Source organism: Nanhaiella sioensis (assembly GCF_046557775.1).
Classification (GTDB): domain Bacteria; phylum Bacillota; class Bacilli; order Bacillales; family SM2101; genus Nanhaiella; species Nanhaiella sioensis.
On sequence record NZ_JBKAEG010000001.1, the window covers coordinates 3,114,393 to 3,135,407 of the forward strand.

The 21,015-nt window shown below is 35.8% G+C and carries 20 protein-coding genes; 14 read left to right on the top strand and 6 right to left on the bottom strand.

What is annotated here, in order from left to right; translation table 11 throughout:
- Window positions 1-82 precede the first annotated feature (82 nt).
- Window positions 83-1,288 carry an argininosuccinate synthase gene (locus tag V1503_RS14440; RefSeq protein WP_410627819.1) on the top strand — a complete coding sequence of 402 codons (1,206 nt, stop codon included), beginning with the start codon at window positions 83-85 and terminating at the stop codon, window positions 1,286-1,288.
- On the top strand, window positions 1,285-2,664 hold the full coding sequence (gene argH / locus V1503_RS14445) for an argininosuccinate lyase (RefSeq protein WP_410627821.1): 1,380 nt from the start codon (window positions 1,285-1,287) through the stop codon (window positions 2,662-2,664). The genes V1503_RS14440 and argH overlap by 4 nt, the downstream gene beginning before the upstream one ends.
- Before the next feature lie 50 nt (window positions 2,665-2,714).
- On the opposite strand, the gene V1503_RS14450 is transcribed toward argH, so the two are convergent.
- Window positions 2,715-3,164 (bottom strand): universal stress protein, encoded by a 450-nt coding sequence (locus V1503_RS14450; protein WP_214481621.1) that lies wholly within the window; start codon window positions 3,162-3,164, stop codon window positions 2,715-2,717.
- A gap of 116 nt (window positions 3,165-3,280) precedes the next feature.
- Here V1503_RS14450 and V1503_RS14455 point away from each other — a divergent pair, with 116 nt between their 5' ends.
- Both V1503_RS14455 and V1503_RS14460 read left to right on the top strand, forming a co-directional pair.
- Window positions 3,281-3,442 carry a hypothetical protein gene (locus V1503_RS14455; protein ID WP_214481699.1) on the top strand — a complete coding sequence of 54 codons (162 nt, stop codon included), beginning with the start codon at window positions 3,281-3,283 and terminating at the stop codon, window positions 3,440-3,442.
- Window positions 3,443-3,619: 177 nt separating this feature from the next.
- The gene (locus V1503_RS14460; RefSeq protein WP_410627823.1) at window positions 3,620-4,381 is read left to right on the top strand and encodes an SDR family oxidoreductase; all 762 of its coding nucleotides are present in this window, start codon (window positions 3,620-3,622) and stop codon (window positions 4,379-4,381) included.
- Between the two features lie 87 nt (window positions 4,382-4,468).
- Here the strand turns inward: V1503_RS14460 and thyX are convergent, their stop codons facing one another.
- Together thyX and V1503_RS14470 are read right to left on the bottom strand one after the other, a co-directional pair.
- Complete coding sequence (gene thyX, locus V1503_RS14465) at window positions 4,469-5,182, bottom strand: FAD-dependent thymidylate synthase (protein ID WP_410627825.1); 714 nt, start codon at window positions 5,180-5,182, stop codon at window positions 4,469-4,471.
- A gap of 542 nt (window positions 5,183-5,724) precedes the next feature.
- Window positions 5,725-6,819 (bottom strand): M24 family metallopeptidase, encoded by a 1,095-nt coding sequence (locus tag V1503_RS14470; RefSeq protein ID WP_214481618.1) that lies wholly within the window; start codon window positions 6,817-6,819, stop codon window positions 5,725-5,727.
- Between the two features lie 178 nt (window positions 6,820-6,997).
- Here V1503_RS14470 and V1503_RS14475 point away from each other — a divergent pair, with 178 nt between their 5' ends.
- From V1503_RS14475 to V1503_RS14490, 4 genes are all read left to right on the top strand, one after another.
- A complete protein-coding gene (locus V1503_RS14475; protein ID WP_410627827.1) occupies window positions 6,998-7,678 on the top strand; it encodes a metal-dependent hydrolase in 681 nt (226 codons plus the stop codon).
- A gap of 417 nt (window positions 7,679-8,095) precedes the next feature.
- On the top strand, window positions 8,096-9,100 hold the full coding sequence (locus V1503_RS14480; protein WP_410627829.1) for a phosphotransferase family protein: 1,005 nt from the start codon (window positions 8,096-8,098) through the stop codon (window positions 9,098-9,100).
- A 194-nt stretch (window positions 9,101-9,294) separates the two neighbouring features.
- Window positions 9,295-9,534, top strand: coding sequence for a hypothetical protein (locus V1503_RS14485; RefSeq protein WP_410627831.1), 240 nt, complete (start codon window positions 9,295-9,297; stop codon window positions 9,532-9,534).
- A gap of 150 nt (window positions 9,535-9,684) precedes the next feature.
- Window positions 9,685-11,004: a CBS domain-containing protein gene (locus V1503_RS14490; RefSeq protein ID WP_320256680.1), complete on the top strand. Its 1,320-nt coding sequence runs from the start codon at window positions 9,685-9,687 to the stop codon at window positions 11,002-11,004.
- 126 nt (window positions 11,005-11,130) lie between these two features.
- Here the strand turns inward: V1503_RS14490 and V1503_RS14495 are convergent, their stop codons facing one another.
- Entirely contained in the window at window positions 11,131-11,430 is a 300-nt protein-coding gene (locus tag V1503_RS14495) for a YtpI family protein (protein WP_320207654.1), read from the bottom strand.
- A 127-nt stretch (window positions 11,431-11,557) separates the two neighbouring features.
- On the opposite strand from V1503_RS14495, the gene V1503_RS14500 reads away from it, so the two are divergent.
- A complete protein-coding gene (locus V1503_RS14500) occupies window positions 11,558-12,493 on the top strand; it encodes a DHH family phosphoesterase (RefSeq protein ID WP_320256682.1) in 936 nt (311 codons plus the stop codon).
- Between the two features lie 38 nt (window positions 12,494-12,531).
- Here V1503_RS14500 and ytrI read toward each other — a convergent pair whose 3' ends face one another.
- A complete protein-coding gene (gene ytrI, locus V1503_RS14505; protein ID WP_410627834.1) occupies window positions 12,532-13,062 on the bottom strand; it encodes a sporulation membrane protein YtrI in 531 nt (176 codons plus the stop codon).
- Window positions 13,032-13,373 carry a sporulation membrane protein YtrH gene (gene ytrH / locus V1503_RS14510; protein WP_214481611.1) on the bottom strand — a complete coding sequence of 114 codons (342 nt, stop codon included), beginning with the start codon at window positions 13,371-13,373 and terminating at the stop codon, window positions 13,032-13,034. The genes ytrI and ytrH overlap by 31 nt, the downstream gene beginning before the upstream one ends.
- A gap of 292 nt (window positions 13,374-13,665) precedes the next feature.
- Between ytrH and dnaE the strand changes: the two genes are divergently transcribed.
- The 5 genes from dnaE (at window position 13,666) to accA (ending at window position 21,005) form a co-directional block, all read left to right on the top strand.
- A complete protein-coding gene (gene dnaE / locus V1503_RS14515; protein WP_410627836.1) occupies window positions 13,666-17,028 on the top strand; it encodes a DNA polymerase III subunit alpha in 3,363 nt (1,120 codons plus the stop codon).
- 208 nt (window positions 17,029-17,236) lie between these two features.
- Window positions 17,237-18,472: an NADP-dependent malic enzyme gene (gene ystJ, locus V1503_RS14520; protein ID WP_214481610.1), complete on the top strand. Its 1,236-nt coding sequence runs from the start codon at window positions 17,237-17,239 to the stop codon at window positions 18,470-18,472.
- Between the two features lie 2 nt (window positions 18,473-18,474).
- On the top strand, window positions 18,475-19,095 hold the full coding sequence (locus tag V1503_RS14525; RefSeq protein ID WP_214481609.1) for a FadR/GntR family transcriptional regulator: 621 nt from the start codon (window positions 18,475-18,477) through the stop codon (window positions 19,093-19,095).
- Window positions 19,096-19,173: 78 nt separating this feature from the next.
- The gene (accD, locus tag V1503_RS14530; protein ID WP_410627838.1) at window positions 19,174-20,034 is read left to right on the top strand and encodes an acetyl-CoA carboxylase, carboxyltransferase subunit beta; all 861 of its coding nucleotides are present in this window, start codon (window positions 19,174-19,176) and stop codon (window positions 20,032-20,034) included.
- Entirely contained in the window at window positions 20,028-21,005 is a 978-nt protein-coding gene (accA, locus tag V1503_RS14535) for an acetyl-CoA carboxylase carboxyl transferase subunit alpha (RefSeq protein ID WP_214481607.1), read from the top strand. Before accD ends, accA begins: the two co-directional genes overlap by 7 nt.
- Window positions 21,006-21,015 lie beyond the last annotated feature (10 nt).

Genomic DNA, 21,015 nt, shown 5'->3' on the forward strand with positions numbered 1-21,015 from the left:
AATCTTGTAAAAGTGCTGTTAATATGTATGAATAAATATAAGTTAATAAGAATAAATATACAAAAAATGAGGGAGAGTTAAGATGACTAATAAAAAAATTGTTTTAGCATATTCAGGTGGCTTGGATACTTCTGTAGCAATTAAATGGCTTCAGGAGCATGGATACGGGGTTATAGCGTGTTGTTTAGACGTTGGGGAGGGAAAGGATCTTCAATTTATTAAGGAAAAGGCGTTAAAGGTTGGAGCAATCAAATCATATGTCATTGATGCTAAGGAGGAATTTGCAAATGATTACGCTTTAATATCATTGCAAGCACATACGTTATATGAAGGGAAATATCCATTAGTATCTGCATTATCAAGACCACTAATTGCAAAAAAGTTAGTAGAAGTTGCAGAGCTTGAAGGTGCAGTTGCTGTCGCTCATGGTTGTACTGGTAAAGGAAACGATCAGGTACGTTTTGAGGTGGCTATTAAAGCACTCAATCCTAAATTGGAAGTGTTAGCACCAGTTAGAGATTGGAGTTGGTCTCGTGAAGAAGAAATTGCATATGCAAAAAACAAAAACATACCTATACCGGTTAATTTGGATAGTCCATTTTCCATTGACCAAAATCTTTGGGGAAGAAGTAACGAATGTGGTGTACTAGAAGATCCATGGGTAGCCCCTCCAGAAGAGGCTTACGAACTAACAGCTAGCATAGACAACACGCCAACTATACCTGATATTGTAGAAATTAGCTTTGAGAAGGGGGTTCCTGTATCTTTAAATGGCAAAAAATACTCCTTAGCAGAGCTTATATTAGAATTGAATTTATTAGCTGGAAAGCATGGTGTAGGTAGAATCGATCATGTTGAGAATCGTTTAGTCGGTATCAAATCTCGGGAGGTGTATGAATGCCCGGGAGCAATGACACTTATAAAAGCTCATAAAGAACTAGAAGATATAACATTAGTCAAGGAAGTGGCACATTTCAAACCACTCATTGAAAAACAGCTCACTGAATTAATTTATAATGGACTGTGGTTTTCACCCTTAAAAGATGCGTTACTAGCATTTTTAGCTGAAACACAACAGTTTGTGAACGGTATCGTACGTGTGAAATTATTTAAAGGGCATGCGATCGTTGAAGGAAGAAAATCGCCAAACTCATTATATGATGAAAAATTAGCAACCTATTCTACGGAGGACGAATTTGATCATTCTTCAGCAGTAGGTTTTATAACACTGTGGGGGTTACCAACGAAAGTGAGCAGCATCGTTAACAATGAGAAGGTGATAGTGTGAAGAAACTTTGGGGAGGCCGTTTTAAGCAAACAGCTGAGGAATGGGTTGAAGAGTTCGGTGCTTCTATTCCCTTTGACCAAGAACTAGTAGAAGAAGACATTAAGGGTAGCCTTGCACATGTAGCGATGTTAGGTAAATGTGGAATATTACCTGAAGGTGATGTTCAAAAGATTAAGCAAGGGCTTCTGTTATTAGAACAAAAAGCATTAAACAATGAATTGTCTTTTTCTGTGAGTGAAGAAGATATTCATCTTAATATTGAAAAAATGTTAATTGAAGAGATAGGGCCTGTGGGTGGAAAGTTACACACAGGCCGAAGTAGAAATGATCAAGTAGCAACGGATATGCATTTATATTTACAAAAAAATGTGAATGAAATTATTTTATTAATTTGTGAATTCCAAGCTGCACTTGTTACGCAAGCAGAGCACCATATTGAAGCGATTATACCAGGTTATACACATCTACAACGAGCCCAGCCAATAACCTTTGCACATCACTTAATGGCTTATTTCTGGATGCTTGAGAGGGATAAAACTCGATATAAGGAATCACTAAAGCGTATAAACCAATCCCCGCTTGGTGCTGGAGCATTGGCTGGAACAACATTTCCCATTGACCGTGAATATAGCGCTTCATTGTTAGGCTTTAATAGTATTTATGAAAATAGTATAGACGCAGTTAGTGATAGAGATTTTATTGTTGAATTTTTAAGTAACAGCTCTATGCTAATGATGCACTTATCACGCTTATGTGAAGAAATGATTTTATGGTCTAGTCAAGAATTTCAATTTATTGAAATCGATGATCGTTTTGCAACAGGAAGTAGTATAATGCCACAAAAGAAAAATCCAGATATGGCCGAGCTAATTCGTGGGAAAACTGGCAGGGTTTATGGAAATTTATTTGGATTATTAACTGTCTTAAAGGGGACGCCGTTAGCTTATAACAAAGATATGCAAGAAGATAAGGAAGGAATGTTCGATACTGTAAAAACTGTTATTGGTTCACTACAAATTTTTACAGGCATGATTGCATCAATGGTTATCAACAAAAATCAAATGTCAGCAGCGACTAATCAAGATTTTTCAAATGCAACTGAATTAGCTGACTACTTAGCATCGAAAGGATTACCATTTCGTGAAGCTCATGAAATTGTAGGGAAGCTTGTACTAACATGTATTGATAGAGAATTTTATTTGTTAGATTTACCATTCAATGAATACAAAAATGCATGTCATTTATTCGAAGAAGATATATTTGATTATTTGGACCCATATACTGCTGTAAATCGTAGAAATAGTGTAGGAGGGACTGGGTTTCGGGAAGTAGAAAATGCAATATTACAAGCTAAATTACGCTTAGAAAAAAAGTAATCCAGGGTTATAAAACCCTGGATCATTTATTATAGTTAATTATTCAAAAGTTACAAATCTTTTTCAGTTCTAACGATTAATACGTCACATTTTGCATAACGTGTAATCGCTTCCGAAACGCTTCCGATAAAAAACCTTTCAATTGCATTTAGCCCTGTAGCACCACATATGATAAGGTCTACATTGTGTTTAGGTGCTATCTCTTTTGCAATATGTGCTTTAGGTGACCCAAAGTCTATATCAATAGTTATTTCTTCTACACCAGCCTTATTTGCTAGATCTTGATATTCTCCTAGGAGCTCTGTAGCATATTTCTCAGCTCTTTCTGCTATCATTCTGTCATAAGTCTCAACAGTGGCAAATGATCTTGTATCAACAATATGTGTTAGAACAATACCAGCATTATTTCTTTTGGCAATTTCAACAGCTTTCTTAAAAGCCCATTCAGCCTCTTTTGACCCATCCACTGCTACTAGAATTTTGTTATAAGTTATGCTCATATAAAAATCACCCCTTAGGATTTATATTTCTTTATATTACCAGTATAGCATGTTAAAAAAATTAGAAACTAATGATGTCTTGAAAATATTATGACAATTAAAAAGGGGTGTTGATGATGAACAAACATAAAAATAATACAGGCACTAAAAATCAGTATAACTATTTCGAAGAGGCTTCAGAGGAAATTAGTCAACAAATAACAGAGGCATACTCAAGTGGTGTAATTGAGCAACGATATGATAAACAACAAGAAGCTGAGGATATTAATAATAAATAATAAATAGTATAAACTAAGACATCATGACTTAAGAGGTCATGGTGTTTTTGGTTGGGAAAATATACAAAGAGAAACATCTTGTAATATAATAACAATGTACAACTTTACATATATAGAACATAGCCAATTAATGTTGGAAAAAATACATGTAATGATATTTAGGGGGAGGGTGAAATTGTGAGACATGCACTGATTACTGCAGGGGCAAAGGGGCTTGGTCGGAAAGTAACAGAAAAACTGTTAGAGAAGGGATACTCTGTGACAGTGAATTATCGTACGTATGACCGAGCTGTTAAAGATTTTCAAGATCAGTATAAGCACTTGGACGACCGATTGCAATTTATACAAGGAGATGTAACGGATAAAACAAATTTAATTCAACTCGTTGATAAAACAATGGAGAGGTTTGGACGAATGGACTTCTTAATTAACAATGCAGGACCTTATATTTTTGAACGCAAAAATCTTATAGATTATGAAGAGGCTGAATGGTATGAAATGATTGAAGGCAATCTTAATAGTGTCTTTCATTTGCTCAAAAAAACGCTCCCGATAATGCGAAAACAACATTTTGGTCGAATCATTACATATGGGTTCCAAGGTGCTGATGCTGCTCAAGGTTGGATTCATAGGTCTGGGTTCAGTGCAGCTAAAGTTGGCCTAGTATCGTTAACTAAAACAATTGCATTAGAAGAGGCTTCATATGGAATTACTGCAAATATGGTATGTCCAGGTAATATATTGGGTGATATGAAGGAAGCTTCTATTTCGGACGCTAGAAGCATGACAGGTATGAATCACACACCAATAGGTAGGTCTGCTACAGGAGAAGATATTGCAAGAACGATTACTTTCTTATGTGAAAATGACTCAGACATGATAACAGGTTCTATCATTGATGTGACAGGCGGGGAAAATGTAATAAACAGATTTAGGTAATTCAAACCACCTATTTTTGTAGCATTTAACTCCATTGTTCCTACAATCAGGTGAAGGTGGTTCTCCACCTGATTGTAAAGTGTGGTTTTACTCGAAAAATCCTTGAAGCCAAGGTTCAACATCTAAGATTTCATCTCGCATTTTAACTGCAAGTTCTTGAATTTCAGCCTGAGCATGAGTACCAGGCTTTCTTTTGCTATAAAAACTTAAGAAAGATGTTAGATTGCATGTCATTACAATATTTGTGTTTACAGATTGTGGTAAAATAGCACGTGCGTCTTCAGGCTTAACCTTCATTTCTATTAGTTTATTATACATATTTTGTATATCATCCATGTAAGTTGAAAAAACCTCTAATTGTTCTTCATTTAATGAAACAGGGCTTGAATAAGTAAAGCCACCACTTTTACTATCACTGCCGTAATTTACATACCTTTGAGATTCGATGGAATATGAAAAGCCAACTCTGTGGCGCGTTAGTTGAGCCATAAGCGCTCTTGAAACACCTTCAAGAGCAAACGTAAATGAGATATGTTCCATCGTAGAAGTATGTCCGCTATGAACAATATGTCGTATTAATCTGTCCATATCATTTCCACTTCCACCATCTGTAGCAGGTTTGTTTAGGTATCTATGCCCTTCTTGTTCAACAATTTCGGTTGGTAAAAGATGGGAATAACAGTTTCTTATTGCGGTAAAGGCAACTAATTTGCCATCTGTTACCCCTAAGTCTAGTACATCTTTTAGTTGTTCTCGTTTTTTATTGGATAGCTGGGTGTGAGAAAATAATTCAACTTTCATAATATACCTCCTGATTGTCTTGGTCAGTCTGCTTTTCTTAATTGTCTAGCTCCACGCGCCATCGGCTCGAGGTCATAAGTCAATCCGTCAAGAAGGTTAAAAAGCAACCTACCAGCCGTCTTGTCTTATGCTTGTCACCGATAACCAGGCGCCTTCCGCTTTTCCTGATTGTCTAGCTCCACGCGCCATCGGCTCGAGGTCATAAGTCAATCCGTCAAGAAGGTTAAAAAGCAACCTACCAGCCGTCTTGTCTTATGCTTGTCGCCGATAACCAGGCGCCTTCCGCTTTTCTTAATTGTCTAGCTCCACGCGCCATCGGCTCGAGGTCATAAGTCAATCCGTCAAGAAGGTTAAAAAGCAACCTTCCAGCCGTCTTGTCTTATGCTTGTCGCCGATAACCAGGCGCCTTCCGCTTTTCCTGATTGTCTAGCTCCAGCGCCTATCCCCTCGAGTCACTTCACCATTTCACCCCAAGGCAAAAAGCGCCTTCATGTGAAATGCCTCCAGTGCTTGTCGGGGATGATCAAGGCGCTTGCGCTTTTCTATATAATAGTTAACTCCTTAGGGAATTTTGTTAAGGTTTCAATGCCGTTTTCAGTAATTACGACATCGTCTTCAATTCTAACCCCACCTATTTCAGGTATATAAATTCCAGGTTCAATAGTATATACCATCCCCGGTTGTAATAGCATGTTGTTAGTTGCGCTCATTGAAGGATACTCATGTACTTCAATACCGAGTCCGTGTCCAATTCTATGAGTAAAGTATTCACCATATCCTGCACTAGTAATAATATCACGGGCAGTCTTGTCTACTTTTCCAACTTCAACCCCAGGTTTGCTAGCCTCAAGTGCAGCTAATTCTGCTTTTAAAACAGTCTCATAAATCTGCTGTTGTTGGTCACTTATGTTACCTAAGGCTACTGTTCTTGTTATATCTGAGCAATAGCCATCAATAACAACCCCTAAGTCAAACAAAATAAAATCTCCTTGCTGGATTTTATCAGTACTTGGGTTTCCATGAGGAGAAGCTGTTTTCTTTCCTGTTAAGACCATTGTTTGGAAAGACATTTGTTGAATCCCTTTTTTCTTGAGTTCATATTCAATCGTAGCCAGAATCTCCATCTCTGTTTTACCCTCTTTAATCTCGGAAACTCCAACTTCAATGCCGTAATCAGCTAGTTCTGCAGCCTGTCGCAAAATGTCAATCTCTTTGCTATCCTTTAACATTCTAAGCGTGTTTAGTTTTTCTTCTGCACGAATAAACGAAGCATTTGGATATAAGCTCTGAAGTAATTCTAGACGGCTAACATTCAGGTGGTCTTTTTCTACTGCAAGTGAATGGATGTTTATTTTTCTTTTGGCTATGGCAGTAGCAATAAATTCCCACGGATTGTCGGTATCGTTATATCCTATAATTTCATATGTCCAACCTGCGTCTTTTACTTGCTGTGTTTCCATTTGTGGACACACTAGAATAGGTTCTTCTTGCTGAAATACAAGTAACGCTAATAATCTTTCATGAGGGTCACTCAAGAAACCGCTATAATAGAAGACATTTGACGGATTCGTAACAAAGCACATAGAGATATCTTGCTCCGTTAGCCACTCTGAGAGTAGTTTAAGACGTTGATTCATTTAACAACACCATCCCTTTTGAAAAATCTTATTAATCTTGAGCCTAGCAGGGAAAGGTGAGAATGTAAACAGTTAATTACGATTAGCAAACGAAAAATAGTTTGAAAATAACAGCTATAGGATTATACTCATGAGTGTAAGGAGATTTTCATACATATAAAAAAAAGGAGGGATTTTTGTGCAAGTATCGTTTCATGGCCATTCAGTTGTTGTGATAGAAACGAAAGGCAAAAAATTGATCATCGATCCATTTATTAATGGGAACAATTTAACAGATTTACAAGTGTCAGATTTACTAGTAGATGTGATTTTAATAACACACGGACATAAGGATCATGTTGGTGATACCGTTCAATTAGCTAAAAAAAATGATGCACTTGTTATTGCTCCATATGAATTAGCTACTTTCCTAAGCTGGCAAGGTGTAAAGGTCCACGGTATGCATATCGGTGGGTCTTTTGACTTTGATTTTGGTACTGTCAAGCTAACACAAGCATTTCACGGCTCTAGCTACATAGATGAAGAAAAGAAAGAAATTATTTATACCGGTATGCCTAGTGGTATACTATTTAGCTCAGAGGGTAAAACCATATACCATGCAGGAGATACCGCGCTATTTTCTGACATGAAAATGATTGGTGAGCTGAATAATTTAGATGTTGCATTTATTCCTATTGGAGATAATTTCACGATGGGTCCTACTGATGCAATTGTTGCTGCGGAATGGTTGCAGGCAAAGCTCGTTGTGCCAATTCATTTCAATACGTTCCCAGTGATTGAACAAAATGCCGAACAATTTGTTAGCCAATTAAAAGGTAATGGAAAAGTATTACAGGTAGGCGAAGGCATTCGCGTCTAGATTAAATAACTGTTAATCAACAAGATAAATTAACATTTGAATAATGGTTTATACATTGAATGTTGAAATAAAGAGTTTGTTTTGAAAGCGATCAAAACAAGCTTTTTTTATTTGAAAAGGGAATGAGTAAATCATAAAGAATATTATATAACAAGGAAAAATCTTTTTCGTAAATCATGTTGCGAATAGCAAAATAAGATTTTAAGCTAGTTTCATCCAATAATAACCAAAAAATCTTTTCGTAAGTTTTCTTGATACTTTTAACAGTTTGATGAGTTTTATGAAAGATTAATAATTGTAAAAGTAGAGAAGATGGTACGAATGCTATTTGTATACGTGCTTTTAGAACGAAAAGCAACAAATAATATGAAAACAGCCAGGTGAAACATAAAAAAAGCTTTATTTAGGGGGATAAGATTGACTACTGAAATTATTTTTGCTTCGAAAAAATTGGGGCATATTACTGATACACAGCTACAGTCTATGCTTCATAGATTTAACTTAGGTAAATTTGTCTCTTCAGAAAAAACAGCAATTGGTGTTATGGGACAAACCTTGCTTGTTACGTCTACTGAAGGAAGGTTTGTTCTCAAAGGAAATCCGCTTTTTTCTGGGCAGTTTGCTGAAGAGAAGTTTTTTGTAGAAAAAATACGTGATCGAACAAGCATAGCTGTTCCTACACCTTATCTTGTTGATGATAATGAAGATATATTTGGTTGGAAATATGCAATCATGCCATTACTTCCAGGTAAACATTTAAGAGAAGTTAGTAGTAGGCTGTTTTTAGAGGACAAATTTAAAATTGCTGAAGTGATAGCTGAAACGCTTACTGCACTACATAGTTGGAAAGTAAATGACTTTGGTGAGTTAAATACGAAAGATTTCAGTATACGTCCTTTTGATGGTACATACAGAACATGGCTATATAACAGAATTAATTATTGGTTGAATGATGCAAAAAAGTATTCAACTATAACTACTGAAGACATATTGTGGGTAGAGGAATTATTAAACAGTGCAAAAGGATATTTTGATAGCATCACTTCACCCGCATTCGTTATGGGAGACTTTAAACCAGAAAACTTTTTGTTACATACAAATGATAGAGGATGGAGTATTAGTGGTTTATTTGATTTCACGAACTCCTATTTTGGAGACCCAGTTTCAGATTTAATAAAGATGCTCATACTATATATTGATAATGGAGAACAGGAAATTGCACGACATTTATTGTCTATATACTTACATAATGTAGAAGAAAAAGAATCTTATCAACAACGAATAAAAGTACACATGCTCCAACAAAATGTACTAGATTGGGGCTGTGCGAAAGCTATGGGGATGGTTACATGGAAGCATGATCTATCATTTTCTAACTGGGCACAACAATATGTTGAAGCAGTAGCCGATTTAATAAACTAATAACACATACATAATTAGATGTGTTACCCTGGTAACTTGTTCCACATGTGAAAGTAGGAAATACGAAAGAGCCTTTTCCTTTTGTAAATGAGAGGAATTTATCTATTTTATGTATCCACTCGATCAGCTACTTCTTTTTAAGGCATAAGGTGCATATTAATTAGTACAAACTCTATTTGAAAGGATTGAAACAAATGAAAAATAGATTGTTGCTATGCCTTCTTATTAGTAGTGCGATCATATATATTGCGGTACCCTCTTTGTCTTTTACAACAGATACCTTGCATGGTGTTTATTCGCTCGTCTGGGTTAGCTTTGGGATCATTGTTATAGGAGGGAATTTAGTGGGATTGTTGTATTTACCTAAGAACAAATCATCACAAAAGGTTAGATTATCTAAAAATCAAGTAAAAAAAGTAAAACAGTACCAATAGCTTCATTGAATCAATTTGCTCACACCTTTATAATAAAGAAAAATAGGGTTAGATAATCCAAGTGGTGTCCATATTTGGTAGTGTAATAGTAGGATTTTAACAAACTTCTAGCTACTACCAATAATGAAACCGAGAAAAAGGGTGAATAAATTGGCTACAAAACATGAACAAATATTACAATACATTGATAGCTTACCGGTAGGGGAAAAAATTTCAGTTCGCCAAATTGCAAAAGATATGAGTGTAAGTGAGGGAACAGCGTACCGTGCAATAAAGGATGCAGAAAATAAAGGCTATGTGAGTACGATTGAACGTGTCGGAACAATTAGAATTGAACGTAAGAAAAAAGAAAACTTTGAAAAGCTTACATATGCCGAGGTTGTAAATATTGTAGATGGGCAAGTTTTAGGTGGAAGAGAAGGCTTACATAAAACACTGAACAAAATGGTCATCGGTGCAATGAAGCTCGAAGCAATGATGCGATACACTGGGGCAGGAAATCTATTAATAGTTGGAAACCGGACGAAAGCACATGAACTTGCATTAGAGGCGGGAGCAGCTGTATTAATTACTGGTGGCTTCGATACTGATGATTATGTGAAAAAGCTAGCAGATGAACTACAATTGCCGATCATTTCTAGTAGTTACGATACGTTTACTGTTGCAACAATGATCAATCGAGCCATATATGATCAATTAATTAAAAAAGAAATTGTGTTAGTTGAGGATATATTGACTCCTATCGAAAATACCATTTATTTAAAGGTGAATGATCCGGTTTCAAAATGGTATGAATATAATACTGAGACAAAACATAGTCGATATCCAGTAGTTGATGATCAATTGAAAATTCAAGGCATGGTTACCGCAAAAGACATTATGGGGAGTAACAATGACACGGTGATAGAGAAAATAATGACGAAAAATCCATTGAACGTAAGTGGGAAAACGTCAGTAGCATCATGTTCTCATATGATGGTTTGGGAAGGGATTGAAATGCTCCCTGTTGTGAATCAATCAAATAAACTTCAAGGAATAATTAGTCGGCAAGACGTGTTAAAAGCATTGCAAATGATTCAACGACAACCTCAAATCGGAGAGACAATTGATGATCTAGTGACGAGTCATTTTGTAAATATATCTACTAGTTCAAAAGAAAGTGAAATGTATCGGTGTGAAGTAACACCACAAATGACAAACCATCTTGGAACAATCTCTTACGGTGTATTTACGACAATCGTAACGGAAGCTGCTAATAGAGTTCTTCGTTCTTTTAAAAAAGGAGATATAGTTGTAGAAAACATTACAATCTATTTCATTAAACCTGTACAAATTGAGAGTATGATTGAAATACGTCCAAAAGTATTAGAAGTGGGTCGTAAATTCGGCAAAGTAGATGTAGAGGTTTATAATGAAGGGGTGGTTGTTGGAAAAGCTTTAATGATGTGTCAACTTATTGACCGGTCATAAGTGCTTTACCTTATCTTAGAGAATATGTGTGCGACCGAATTCTACTAAATACAAACACCATACACGGTAAATTGTCATCGTCCAAGTAATAACGGAAGCGGAGATAGCTATCTCCGCTTTCATCCTTTATTTAAGTTCTTCAGCTTCTTTAATCGCTAGTGGTAAAAAATATTTATACGCTCGATACCCTGCCCAAATACTACCTCCACCAAACAATATCAATATCGTTCCAACAATGAATGTAATCGTTGTTGGGAATAATATTAGCTGGTTAATTGCAAATAATAAAACGAAGGTACCAAGTGCAATACTGGATTTAGCAGATATCCACTGACGTTCAATCGGCCTTTTTGTTCTGAAGTATTTTATTTTATAAAATAAATAAAATGAAATAGATAAAACGATAAATATAACGAATACAGGCATGCAGTTAAACCTCCATCTTGTTTGTCCATTATTATTTTAGCCATTAATAGCCTAAAAAGCTACAACTAACTATGCTAAGCTCTTTCATGTTATGATAAAGAAAACCATTGAATGTTAGGTGATACGAATGAAAGATAATATTTTGCAAGCAATAAAACAGTTCGACACAATTATAGTTCATAGGCATGTTCGCCCCGATCCTGATGCATACGGTTCCCAATGTGGGTTGTCAGAAATCATTAGAGCGTCTTTTCCAGAAAAAAAAGTATTTTCAGTAGGTAGTGAGGAAAAGTCTTTGAACTTTTTAAGTAGATTAGATGACATCACGGATATAACATATAATGATGCTCTCGTGATAGTATGTGATACTGCCAATGAAGAAAGAATTGATGATACGAGGTATTCCTTAGGAAAGAAACTAATAAAAATAGATCATCACCCTAATGAAACGCCTTATGGTGATATTATTTGGGTAGATACAACTGCAAGTTCAACGAGTGAAATGATTTATGAGTTTTATAAATATGGTGAAAATGAAGGATTAGTATTAAATAAAAAAGCGGCAGAATTGATATATGCAGGTATTGTAGGAGATACTGGGAGGTTTATGTTTCCTAATACGAACCCAATAACTTTTAAGTATGCAAGTGAACTAATTGAATATGGTTTTTCAATTAATAATCTTTATAATCAGCTATACGAAACGAAACTGAATGTTGCAAAGTTAAATGGTTATGTATTTCAAAACCTTACTGTGTCAGAAAATGGTGCTGCTTCTGTTATTATAACAAAGGAAATGCTAGATGAATTTGAGGTTACTCCCATGGAAGCTTCTCAATTGGTAAGTACAATCGGACATATTCAAGGGATAAAAGCTTGGGTGTTTTTTGTTGAAGAGGAAGATGTAATTAGGGTACGTCTACGCTCGAAAGCGCCTGTAATAAATGGGGTAGCGAAGAAATACAATGGTGGGGGGCACCCACTCGCCGCAGGGGCATCAATTTATTCTTGGGATACAATTAATGATGTATTGGCAGATTTAGAAAAGGTTTGTGCTGAATAAAATAACGGGAATGAATCTCACTCATTCCTGTTATCTGCTTACTTTACGATTTCAATCGTTCCATGAATATATAATGTTGTGAAATATCCAATCTTTTTTATTCTTACTCGGTATGATTTTTCATTAATTGTAAATGGTTTGTTTTCAATTGATTTCTCTAACAAAGTACTATTTTTATAAACTGTTTCAATATCTTTCGCAAGCAAAGAGCTTAGTTCTTTTCTGATTTCTTCCTGAATAAAGATGATGCTATTTTGATCTAAGTTAAATTTTTCATGTGCGGTGATGTCTATTATTATTTCTTGTAAAGTTAGTTGTTTTTTATTCTTCTCATTTAACTCTCGATAATCATCCTGCCAAATTTTTATGTCATTATTAAGTTTGAAAATTTCTTTTTGCTGACGCTCAATCATACTAACTTGTTTTTCCTGTAAAACGCCAAACATATATAGAAACACTAACCAACTAATAATGGCGCCAATAGCTACTCCAGCAAAAAATCGCTGCCAATTCGGTAATTGAAAATGTGGCGGTATCCTCATCGTGAAATATGTTCCTGTGTAAACCAATGAATGATTTCCGTCCCTGTTTGAGCGCCTCCCATAGCTGAAACAATAAGTAAAATTTGTTTAAATACATCACGAGTTTCTCCAGAAAATATGCCCCGCTCAAAGCTATAAATCGCATCAAACGTTCCACCAATTGCCGCTACCAATGCCCATATCTTTAATCTGTTTGACAGACGAAACATTTCAGTTAAGGGTGGTTGCCCAGATATAAATGCTCCTAAACCACCAATTAAAGCCCCGCCGAGTAGAACACCGAAGGCTATAAAATAGCTTTTTATAAACATTGGGATAAACGCTTCCTTCAATTCCATACTCATCATCCTTTCGATACATGTATATGGACAAACGTAAGGAAATATGTTTTAGATTTGTATAGCTTGGTTACAACAAATATAATTATTAATAGAGGGATTTGAATGAAGTAAGGAACAAAACTGTACTTGTATGAAAGTGCTATATTCTGTTAACAAAAAATGCAACAGCTTATGTCATTCGACGACTAAGCTAGCTACATATTTAAATGAACCTAAGTCTACAAGTGCATTCAATTCGGGTTATTTATAAATGAACTCTAAAAGTAATGATGATAAGGTGGGGGTTTCTGTGTCTTTTGTTCACCTTCAAATAAAAAGTGCTTACAGCTTATTGAACAGTGCAGCATCAATTGAAAGTTTAGTTTTAAAAGCAAAACATCACGGTTATAGTGCTTTGGCATTAACAGATGAAAATGTCATGTACGGAGCTGTTACCTTTTATAAAACATGTTTAAAGCATTCAATAAAACCTATCATTGGTCTTACAGTCTCTGTACTTGTAAATGAAAGTTCAGATGCGCCTAGTGCTTATCCGTTAGTACTGCTCGCAAAAAATAACAATGGCTATCAAAACTTAATGAAAATTAGCAGTTCGGTATTAACAAAAGCGAAGGACGGTATTCCATTAAAATGGCTCCAGCATTATAGACAAGATCTTATTGCAATTACACCTGGTCGTCATGGTGAAATAGAACAATTGTTACTTAATAATGAGGTTGAAAAAGCAAGAGAACGTGCTAATTTCTACAAAAGTTTTTTTGCTAATCATTGCTTTTTCTTTTCAATTCAACAACATAGACAACAAGATCGTGAATTAACTGAGATGCTAGTAACGTTAAGTAAAGATGTTGATCTCAGTGTTGTAGCAACAAATGATATACATTATACCGAAAAGAAAGATGCTATTGCTTATAATTGCTTAACAGCTATTAAACAAGGGTTAAAATTATCCGACGATCATTTAACTAAACTAGCCTCAAATGAGTATTATTTAAAGAGTCCAGAAGAGATGCTTGTACTTTTTAATAGCTATCCAAGCGCAGTAGCAAATTCTGTTGAAATAGCAAATAGATGTAATGCTGAGATAGCACTTGGTACGGCACAATTGCCAAGGTTTCCTGTTCCAGATGGCAAGCAGTCGAATGATTACTTAGCTTCTTTATGTTTGAAAGGGTTAAAGGAACGTTATCAAGAGCCGACGGACGAACATTATGACCGTCTAATGTATGAATTAGAAATTATAAATCGAATGAAATTTAGCGATTATTTTTTAATCGTTTGGGACTTTATGAAGTATGCGCACCATAACGGTATCCTAACTGGTCCAGGAAGGGGATCTGCCGCAGGTTCGCTAGTTGCATATGTCTTATACATAACTAATATAGATCCAATAAAGCATCAGTTGTTGTTTGAGAGGTTTTTAAATCCACAAAGGGTTACGATGCCTGATATAGATATTGACTTTCCAGATACCCGTCGTGACGAGATGATCCATTATGTAAAGAATAAGTACGGGCAATTACATGTCGCTCAAATCATTACATTTGGTACGCTTGGTGCAAGAGCAGCATTACGTGATGTAGGAAGAGTAGTGGGGGCATCACCAAAAGAAGTGGACTTTTTAGCTAAAAAAATACCGATGAAGCAAGGAATCACACTTGAGGAGGCGTATCGTCAATCTTCTGAGTTTAGGGAGCGTATACAACAAACCGATGTGGCGAAAAGAATATATGAAATAGCGTTAACAATAGAAGGTTTACCACGACATACATCTACTCATGCTGCGGGTGTAATTATAAGTGATCGACAATTAACGAATATCATTCCCATTCAAGAAGGTCATGCAGATGTATATTTAACACAGTATCCAATGGATATTTTAGAGGATATTGGTCTACTAAAGATGGATTTTTTAGGCTTACGTAACCTTACACTGATAGAAAATATTATAACTATGGTTGAAAGAAAGACTGGGAATAACATTAACCTAGATCAAACTCCAATGGATGATAAGGTCACTTACTCTCTCCTTAGTCAAGGGCAAACAACAGGTGTTTTTCAGCTTGAATCCGAAGGCATGAGGCAGGTGCTCAAAAGATTGAAGCCGAGTAGCTTTGAGGATATTGTTGCTGTAAATGCACTATATAGACCTGGACCAATGGATAACATACCGATTTATATTGACAGGAAGCATAATAAGTCTCCAATTTCATATCCGCATCCTGATTTAGAGTCTATATTAGCTAAGACGTACGGTGTGATTGTGTATCAAGAACAAATTATGCAAATTGCTGCGGTAATGGCAGGATTTTCGTTAGGTGAAGCGGATCTATTAAGAAGGGCAGTATCAAAGAAGAAAAAGGATGTATTAGACGAAGAAAGGGAACACTTTGTCAATGGCAGCGTTAGCAAAGGGTACTCTGTGTCGGTTGCAAATTCTATTTATGATTTAATAGTTCGCTTTGCTAATTATGGATTTAATAGAAGTCACTCAGTTGCATATAGCATGATTGCGTATCATTTAGCTTATTTAAAAGCAAATTATCCAATCTATTTTTATGCATCAATCTTAACAAGCGTCATAAGTAAGGAGGATAAGCTCGCTTCCTATATTAGAGAAGCTAAGCAGCAAGGCATAAAAATATTACCACCATCCATAAATCACAGCTTCTTTGGTTTTTCAGTTGAAAAACATGGACTTAGGTTTGGACTAGCTGCTATTAACCATGTTGGAGGAGCTGCTTTAAAAGAAATCTTTCGTAGCCGAAAACAAAAAAAGTTTAGTGATCTATTCGATTTTTGCATACGAACTTCCGCGAAACAAATTAAAAGACAAACGATAGAGTCATTAGTAATGGCAGGTTGCTTTGATGAGTTTGGAGAAAACAGAGCTACTATATTAGCTAGTATAGATATTGCATTAGAGCATGCTGAACTAGTTAGACCAGATAGCAAAGATCAAATTGAACTATTTCATGAGGAATTTATGCTCAAGCCAAAATATGCTCAAGTTGCAGAATTATCCGAAGATCAAATGTTAAAGCTGGAGAAAGAAGCTGTTGGATTCTATCTCTCAAGTTATCCCACAACGATGTATGAAGATTTATTCTTCTCCATACGTACGAGAAAAATTCATCAGCTTGCAGATAATAAATCAAATGAATTAGTGAAATTAGGTGTATATATTACAAATGATCGAGTAATACGTACAAAAAAAGGGGAAGTAATGTCATTTTATACGTTTAGTGATGATTCAGGAGATGTTGATGCGGTTGCGTTTCCAGCTGTTTATAAACAATATAGTAATATTCTGCACAAGGGCAATATCGTGGTCGTAGAAGGGAAATGTGAAAAAAGGTTAGAAAAGCTACAAATTATTATTAAAACCGTTTATACAATGGATGAAATGATCAAGTCATCTTCTAATAAATCTCTTTATTTGAGATTTGAAGACATACAAATGGCTGAAGGGAAAGTTCAAGAAATAAAAAATATATTATCATCATTCCCTGGAGAAACTGCGGTACTTATATATTATGAAAGAGAACAAAGAACAATTCGCCTACCTGAAGAATTTTTGGTAGACCCTTCACAAGAATGTATAGAGCAGATGACCGAGATATTGGGTGAAAGAAACGTTGTTTTAAAATGATATACTTCTTTACTTCTATCACTATTATGTTATATTGTATAGGTATCATTGGTCAGACCAATCTACTGCTGTTTGTGACATGAGTTATATTAACATATTGAAGGAAACGTGAGTTAATAAAACAATAGGAACATTGAGTGGCAGTAAGAGAGGTATATTTTTGCTATATATTTCGCTAACTTTGTAGTACATTAAGGAGTGAAATGACATGTCATTAAGAGAAGAAGCATTACATATGCATAGTATTCATAGAGGAAAGTTAGAGTCCAAATCTAAAGTTCCTGTTCGAAATGCAAAGGATTTAAGCTTAGCCTATTCACCTGGTGTAGCAGAACCTTGTAAGGATATTTATGATGATGTACAAAAAGTCTATGAATATACGATGAAGGGAAATATGGTTGCTGTAGTCTCTGACGGTACAGCTGTATTGGGGCTTGGTAACATTGGACCAGAAGCAGCTATGCCTGTCATGGAAGGGAAAGCTGTACTTTTCAAAAGCTTTGCAGGAGTTGACGCCTTTCCAATTTGTTTGAACACAACAGATGTTGATAAAATTGTTGAAACAGTGAAATTATTGGAACCGACATTCGGTGGGGTTAACCTTGAGGATATTGCAGCTCCAAATTGTTTCATCATTGAAGAACGCTTAAAGAAAGAAACGAATATCCCTATTTTCCATGATGACCAACACGGAACAGCTATTGTTACAGTAGCCGGTTTGGTGAACGCACTTAAATTAGTTGGGAAAAAGATGTCTGAAATCAAAATAGTAGCTAATGGAGCGGGTGCAGCTGGAATAGCAATTATCAAATTATTATATAACTTTGGTGTAAGAGATATAGTGATGTGCGATTCTAAAGGTGCTATATTTGAAGGCAGATCGTACGGGATGAACAATGTAAAAAATGAAGTAGCGAAGTACACTAATCGGGAAAAAATGGAGGGAACATTAGCCGATGTTATCAAAGGTGCTGATGTTTTTATAGGTGTTTCTGTTGAAGGTGCACTAACTAAGGAAATGATTCAAAATATGGATGATGATCCGATTATTTTTGCAATGGCAAATCCTAATCCTGAAATCATGCCTGATCAGGCGAAGGAAGCTGGAGCAAAGGTTGTTGGAACAGGTCGATCTGATTTTCCCAATCAAGTAAATAACGTCCTGGCTTTTCCTGGAATATTTCGAGGTGCGCTAGATATTCGTGCTACTCACATAAATGAGCAAATGAAGATCGCTGCCGTTAAAGCGATTGCAAGGCTTGTTTCAGATGAAGATCTACAGGCAGACTATGTCATTCCAGCTCCATTTGATCCTAGAGTAGCTCCAATGGTTGCTGCAGCTGTTGCGAAAGCTGCAATGGAAACAGGTGTAGCACGTATCCAATTAGACCCAGAGAGTATTGCAGAAAAAACCCGCAAACTTTCAATTATTGGTAATGAATAATAATGTCATCAAGATCTAAAGTATATATAGAGATTGTTCATCAATTACAATGCATAATTACAGAAGATAGATTAAAAGCTGGTGATAAAATCCCATCAGAACGTGAGCTTGCTGTTAGATTAAAAGCAGGCCGCTCTTCTGTACGTGAGGCACTGAGAGCGTTAGAATTACTAGGCATAATTGAAACACGACAGGGTGAAGGAACGTTCATCAAAGAATTTGGTGACCATAGCCTTATTGAGCTAATTGGAAGCTTTATTTTACAGGATGATAAGGCTAAAGAAGATATACTAGAGACCAAATATTTACTCGAGCGCAATTCTATTTTTTTATGTTGCAAAGTAAGTAATAAAAGCTATTTACAATGTTTGAAGTCGTTAACTTCTGGTAATAACTTTGATCATGATCAATTTATGAAAACAGTTGTAGAAGCGACAAATAATAGGCTGTTGCTAAGAATTTGGCTAGTGTTATTTGATTATTATAAGTTGGAATATCATTCTTATAACCTTCCGTTAGACTATTATACAGAACTCATAAATGCGCTTGAGGAAGAAAAAGTAGACTTAGCCCTTAGCACTTATGAAAACATAGCTGTAAAACAATTGTCGATAGATGCATGACAAACTTTGACAAAATTATTTATAACATTTAGTTAAAGTAGAGGTAGTATATAGAATTTGGTAAAGGGGATTTACACAATGCTTAAGGATTTTTTTGTAAAAAAGAAAAAGTATGCATCCATTCCCTCAGAGCAAGCAAAACAAGATGTGCCCGAAGGTATCATGACAAAATGTCCAAGCTGTAAAAAAATTATGTATACGAAAGAATTAAACAAAAATTTACGTGTATGCTTAAATTGTGATCACCATCATAGAATGACAGCTTTCGAAAGAATTGGCAGTTTGATAGATGAAGGGACTTTTCGTGAGTATGATCAAGGCTTGATCTCGGATAATCCACTAAACTTTCCTGGATATGAAGAAAAGATAGAAAAAGATCGTATCAAAACAGGTCTTAACGAAGGAATAGTTACTGGTGAGGGAGAAATTAGTGGCTTTAAAACAGTTATAGCTGTTATGGATTCACACTTTCGAATGGGTAGTATGGGGTCTGTAATTGGAGAAAAAATTACTCTTGCAATTGAAAAGGCCATGGAGCTGAATGTACCTTTTATTATATTTACTACTTCAGGTGGTGCGAGAATGCAGGAGGGTGTATTAAGTTTAATGCAAATGGCTAAAACAAGTGCAGCCCTTAAACTTTTTAGTGATCAAGGAGGACTCATTATATCTGTAATGACAGATCCTACAACCGGCGGGGTTTCAGCGAGTTTTGCATCTTTAGGAGATTATAATTTTGCTGAACCAGGTGCTTTAATAGGGTTTGCTGGTAGACGTATTATAGAGCAAACAATACGAGAAGAGCTTCCGGAGGATTTTCAAACTGCTGAATTTTTATTGGAAAAAGGGCAGCTTGATGTTGTAGTTCATCGGCATAATATGAAAGAAACTTTAGAGAATGTACTATCCATACATATAGGAGGTGATTTGGAATGGTAGCTGAGTTAGAATTTGAACGCCCTATAATTGAACTAACTAAAAAAATTGCTGAACTGAAGGAATTTACACAAAATTCTGATGTGGATTTGTCTGCTGAAATTGAAAAACTTGAGCAACGGTTAAAGAAATTAGAAAGTGAAATATATGGAAATATGAAAACGTGGGATCGGGTTCAAATAGCTCGTCACCCAAATCGCCCAACAACATTAGATTATATTGAACGTTTGTTTACTAATTTTATGGAGTGTCACGGAGACCGATATTTTGGAGATGACGGTGCAATCGTTGGAGGAATAGCAAAATATTATGGGCTTCCTGTAACTGTTATAGGACATCAACGGGGTAAAGATACGAAAGAAAATATTCGTAGAAATTTTGGAATGCCTCATCCAGAGGGATACCGTAAAGCATTACGTTTAATGAAACAGGCAGAAAAATTTCAGCGCACGATCGTTTGTTTTATTGATACGAAAGGTGCTTACCCAGGAAAAGCAGCTGAAGAAAGAGGCCAGAGTGAAGCGATTGCAAAGAACTTGTTTGAAATGGCTGGATTAACAGTCCCAGTTGTTTGTATTGTCATTGGAGAAGGTGGAAGTGGAGGAGCTTTAGGTATTGGAGTTGGAAACCATATTCATATGTTAGAGAATTCAACATATTCAGTAATCACTCCAGAAGGTGCCGCATCTATTTTATGGAAGGATGCAGCCCTAGCCAAAAAAGCTGCTGAATCGATGAAAATTACTGCACCAGATTTAAAAGAGTTAGGTGTTATTGACGAAATCATTCCTGAAATTAAAGGTGGAGCTCACCGAGATGTTGATGAGCAAGCTAAGCTAATTGATGTAGTTTTAAAGCAATCCATTAGTGAGCTAAAGGAATTGGACTCCGCAACTTTGGTTCAGGAAAGGTATAGAAAATACAAAACTATCGGACAAATTTCTTATGAAAACGGTTACGTAGAGGTAAAATAATGCAACGTGC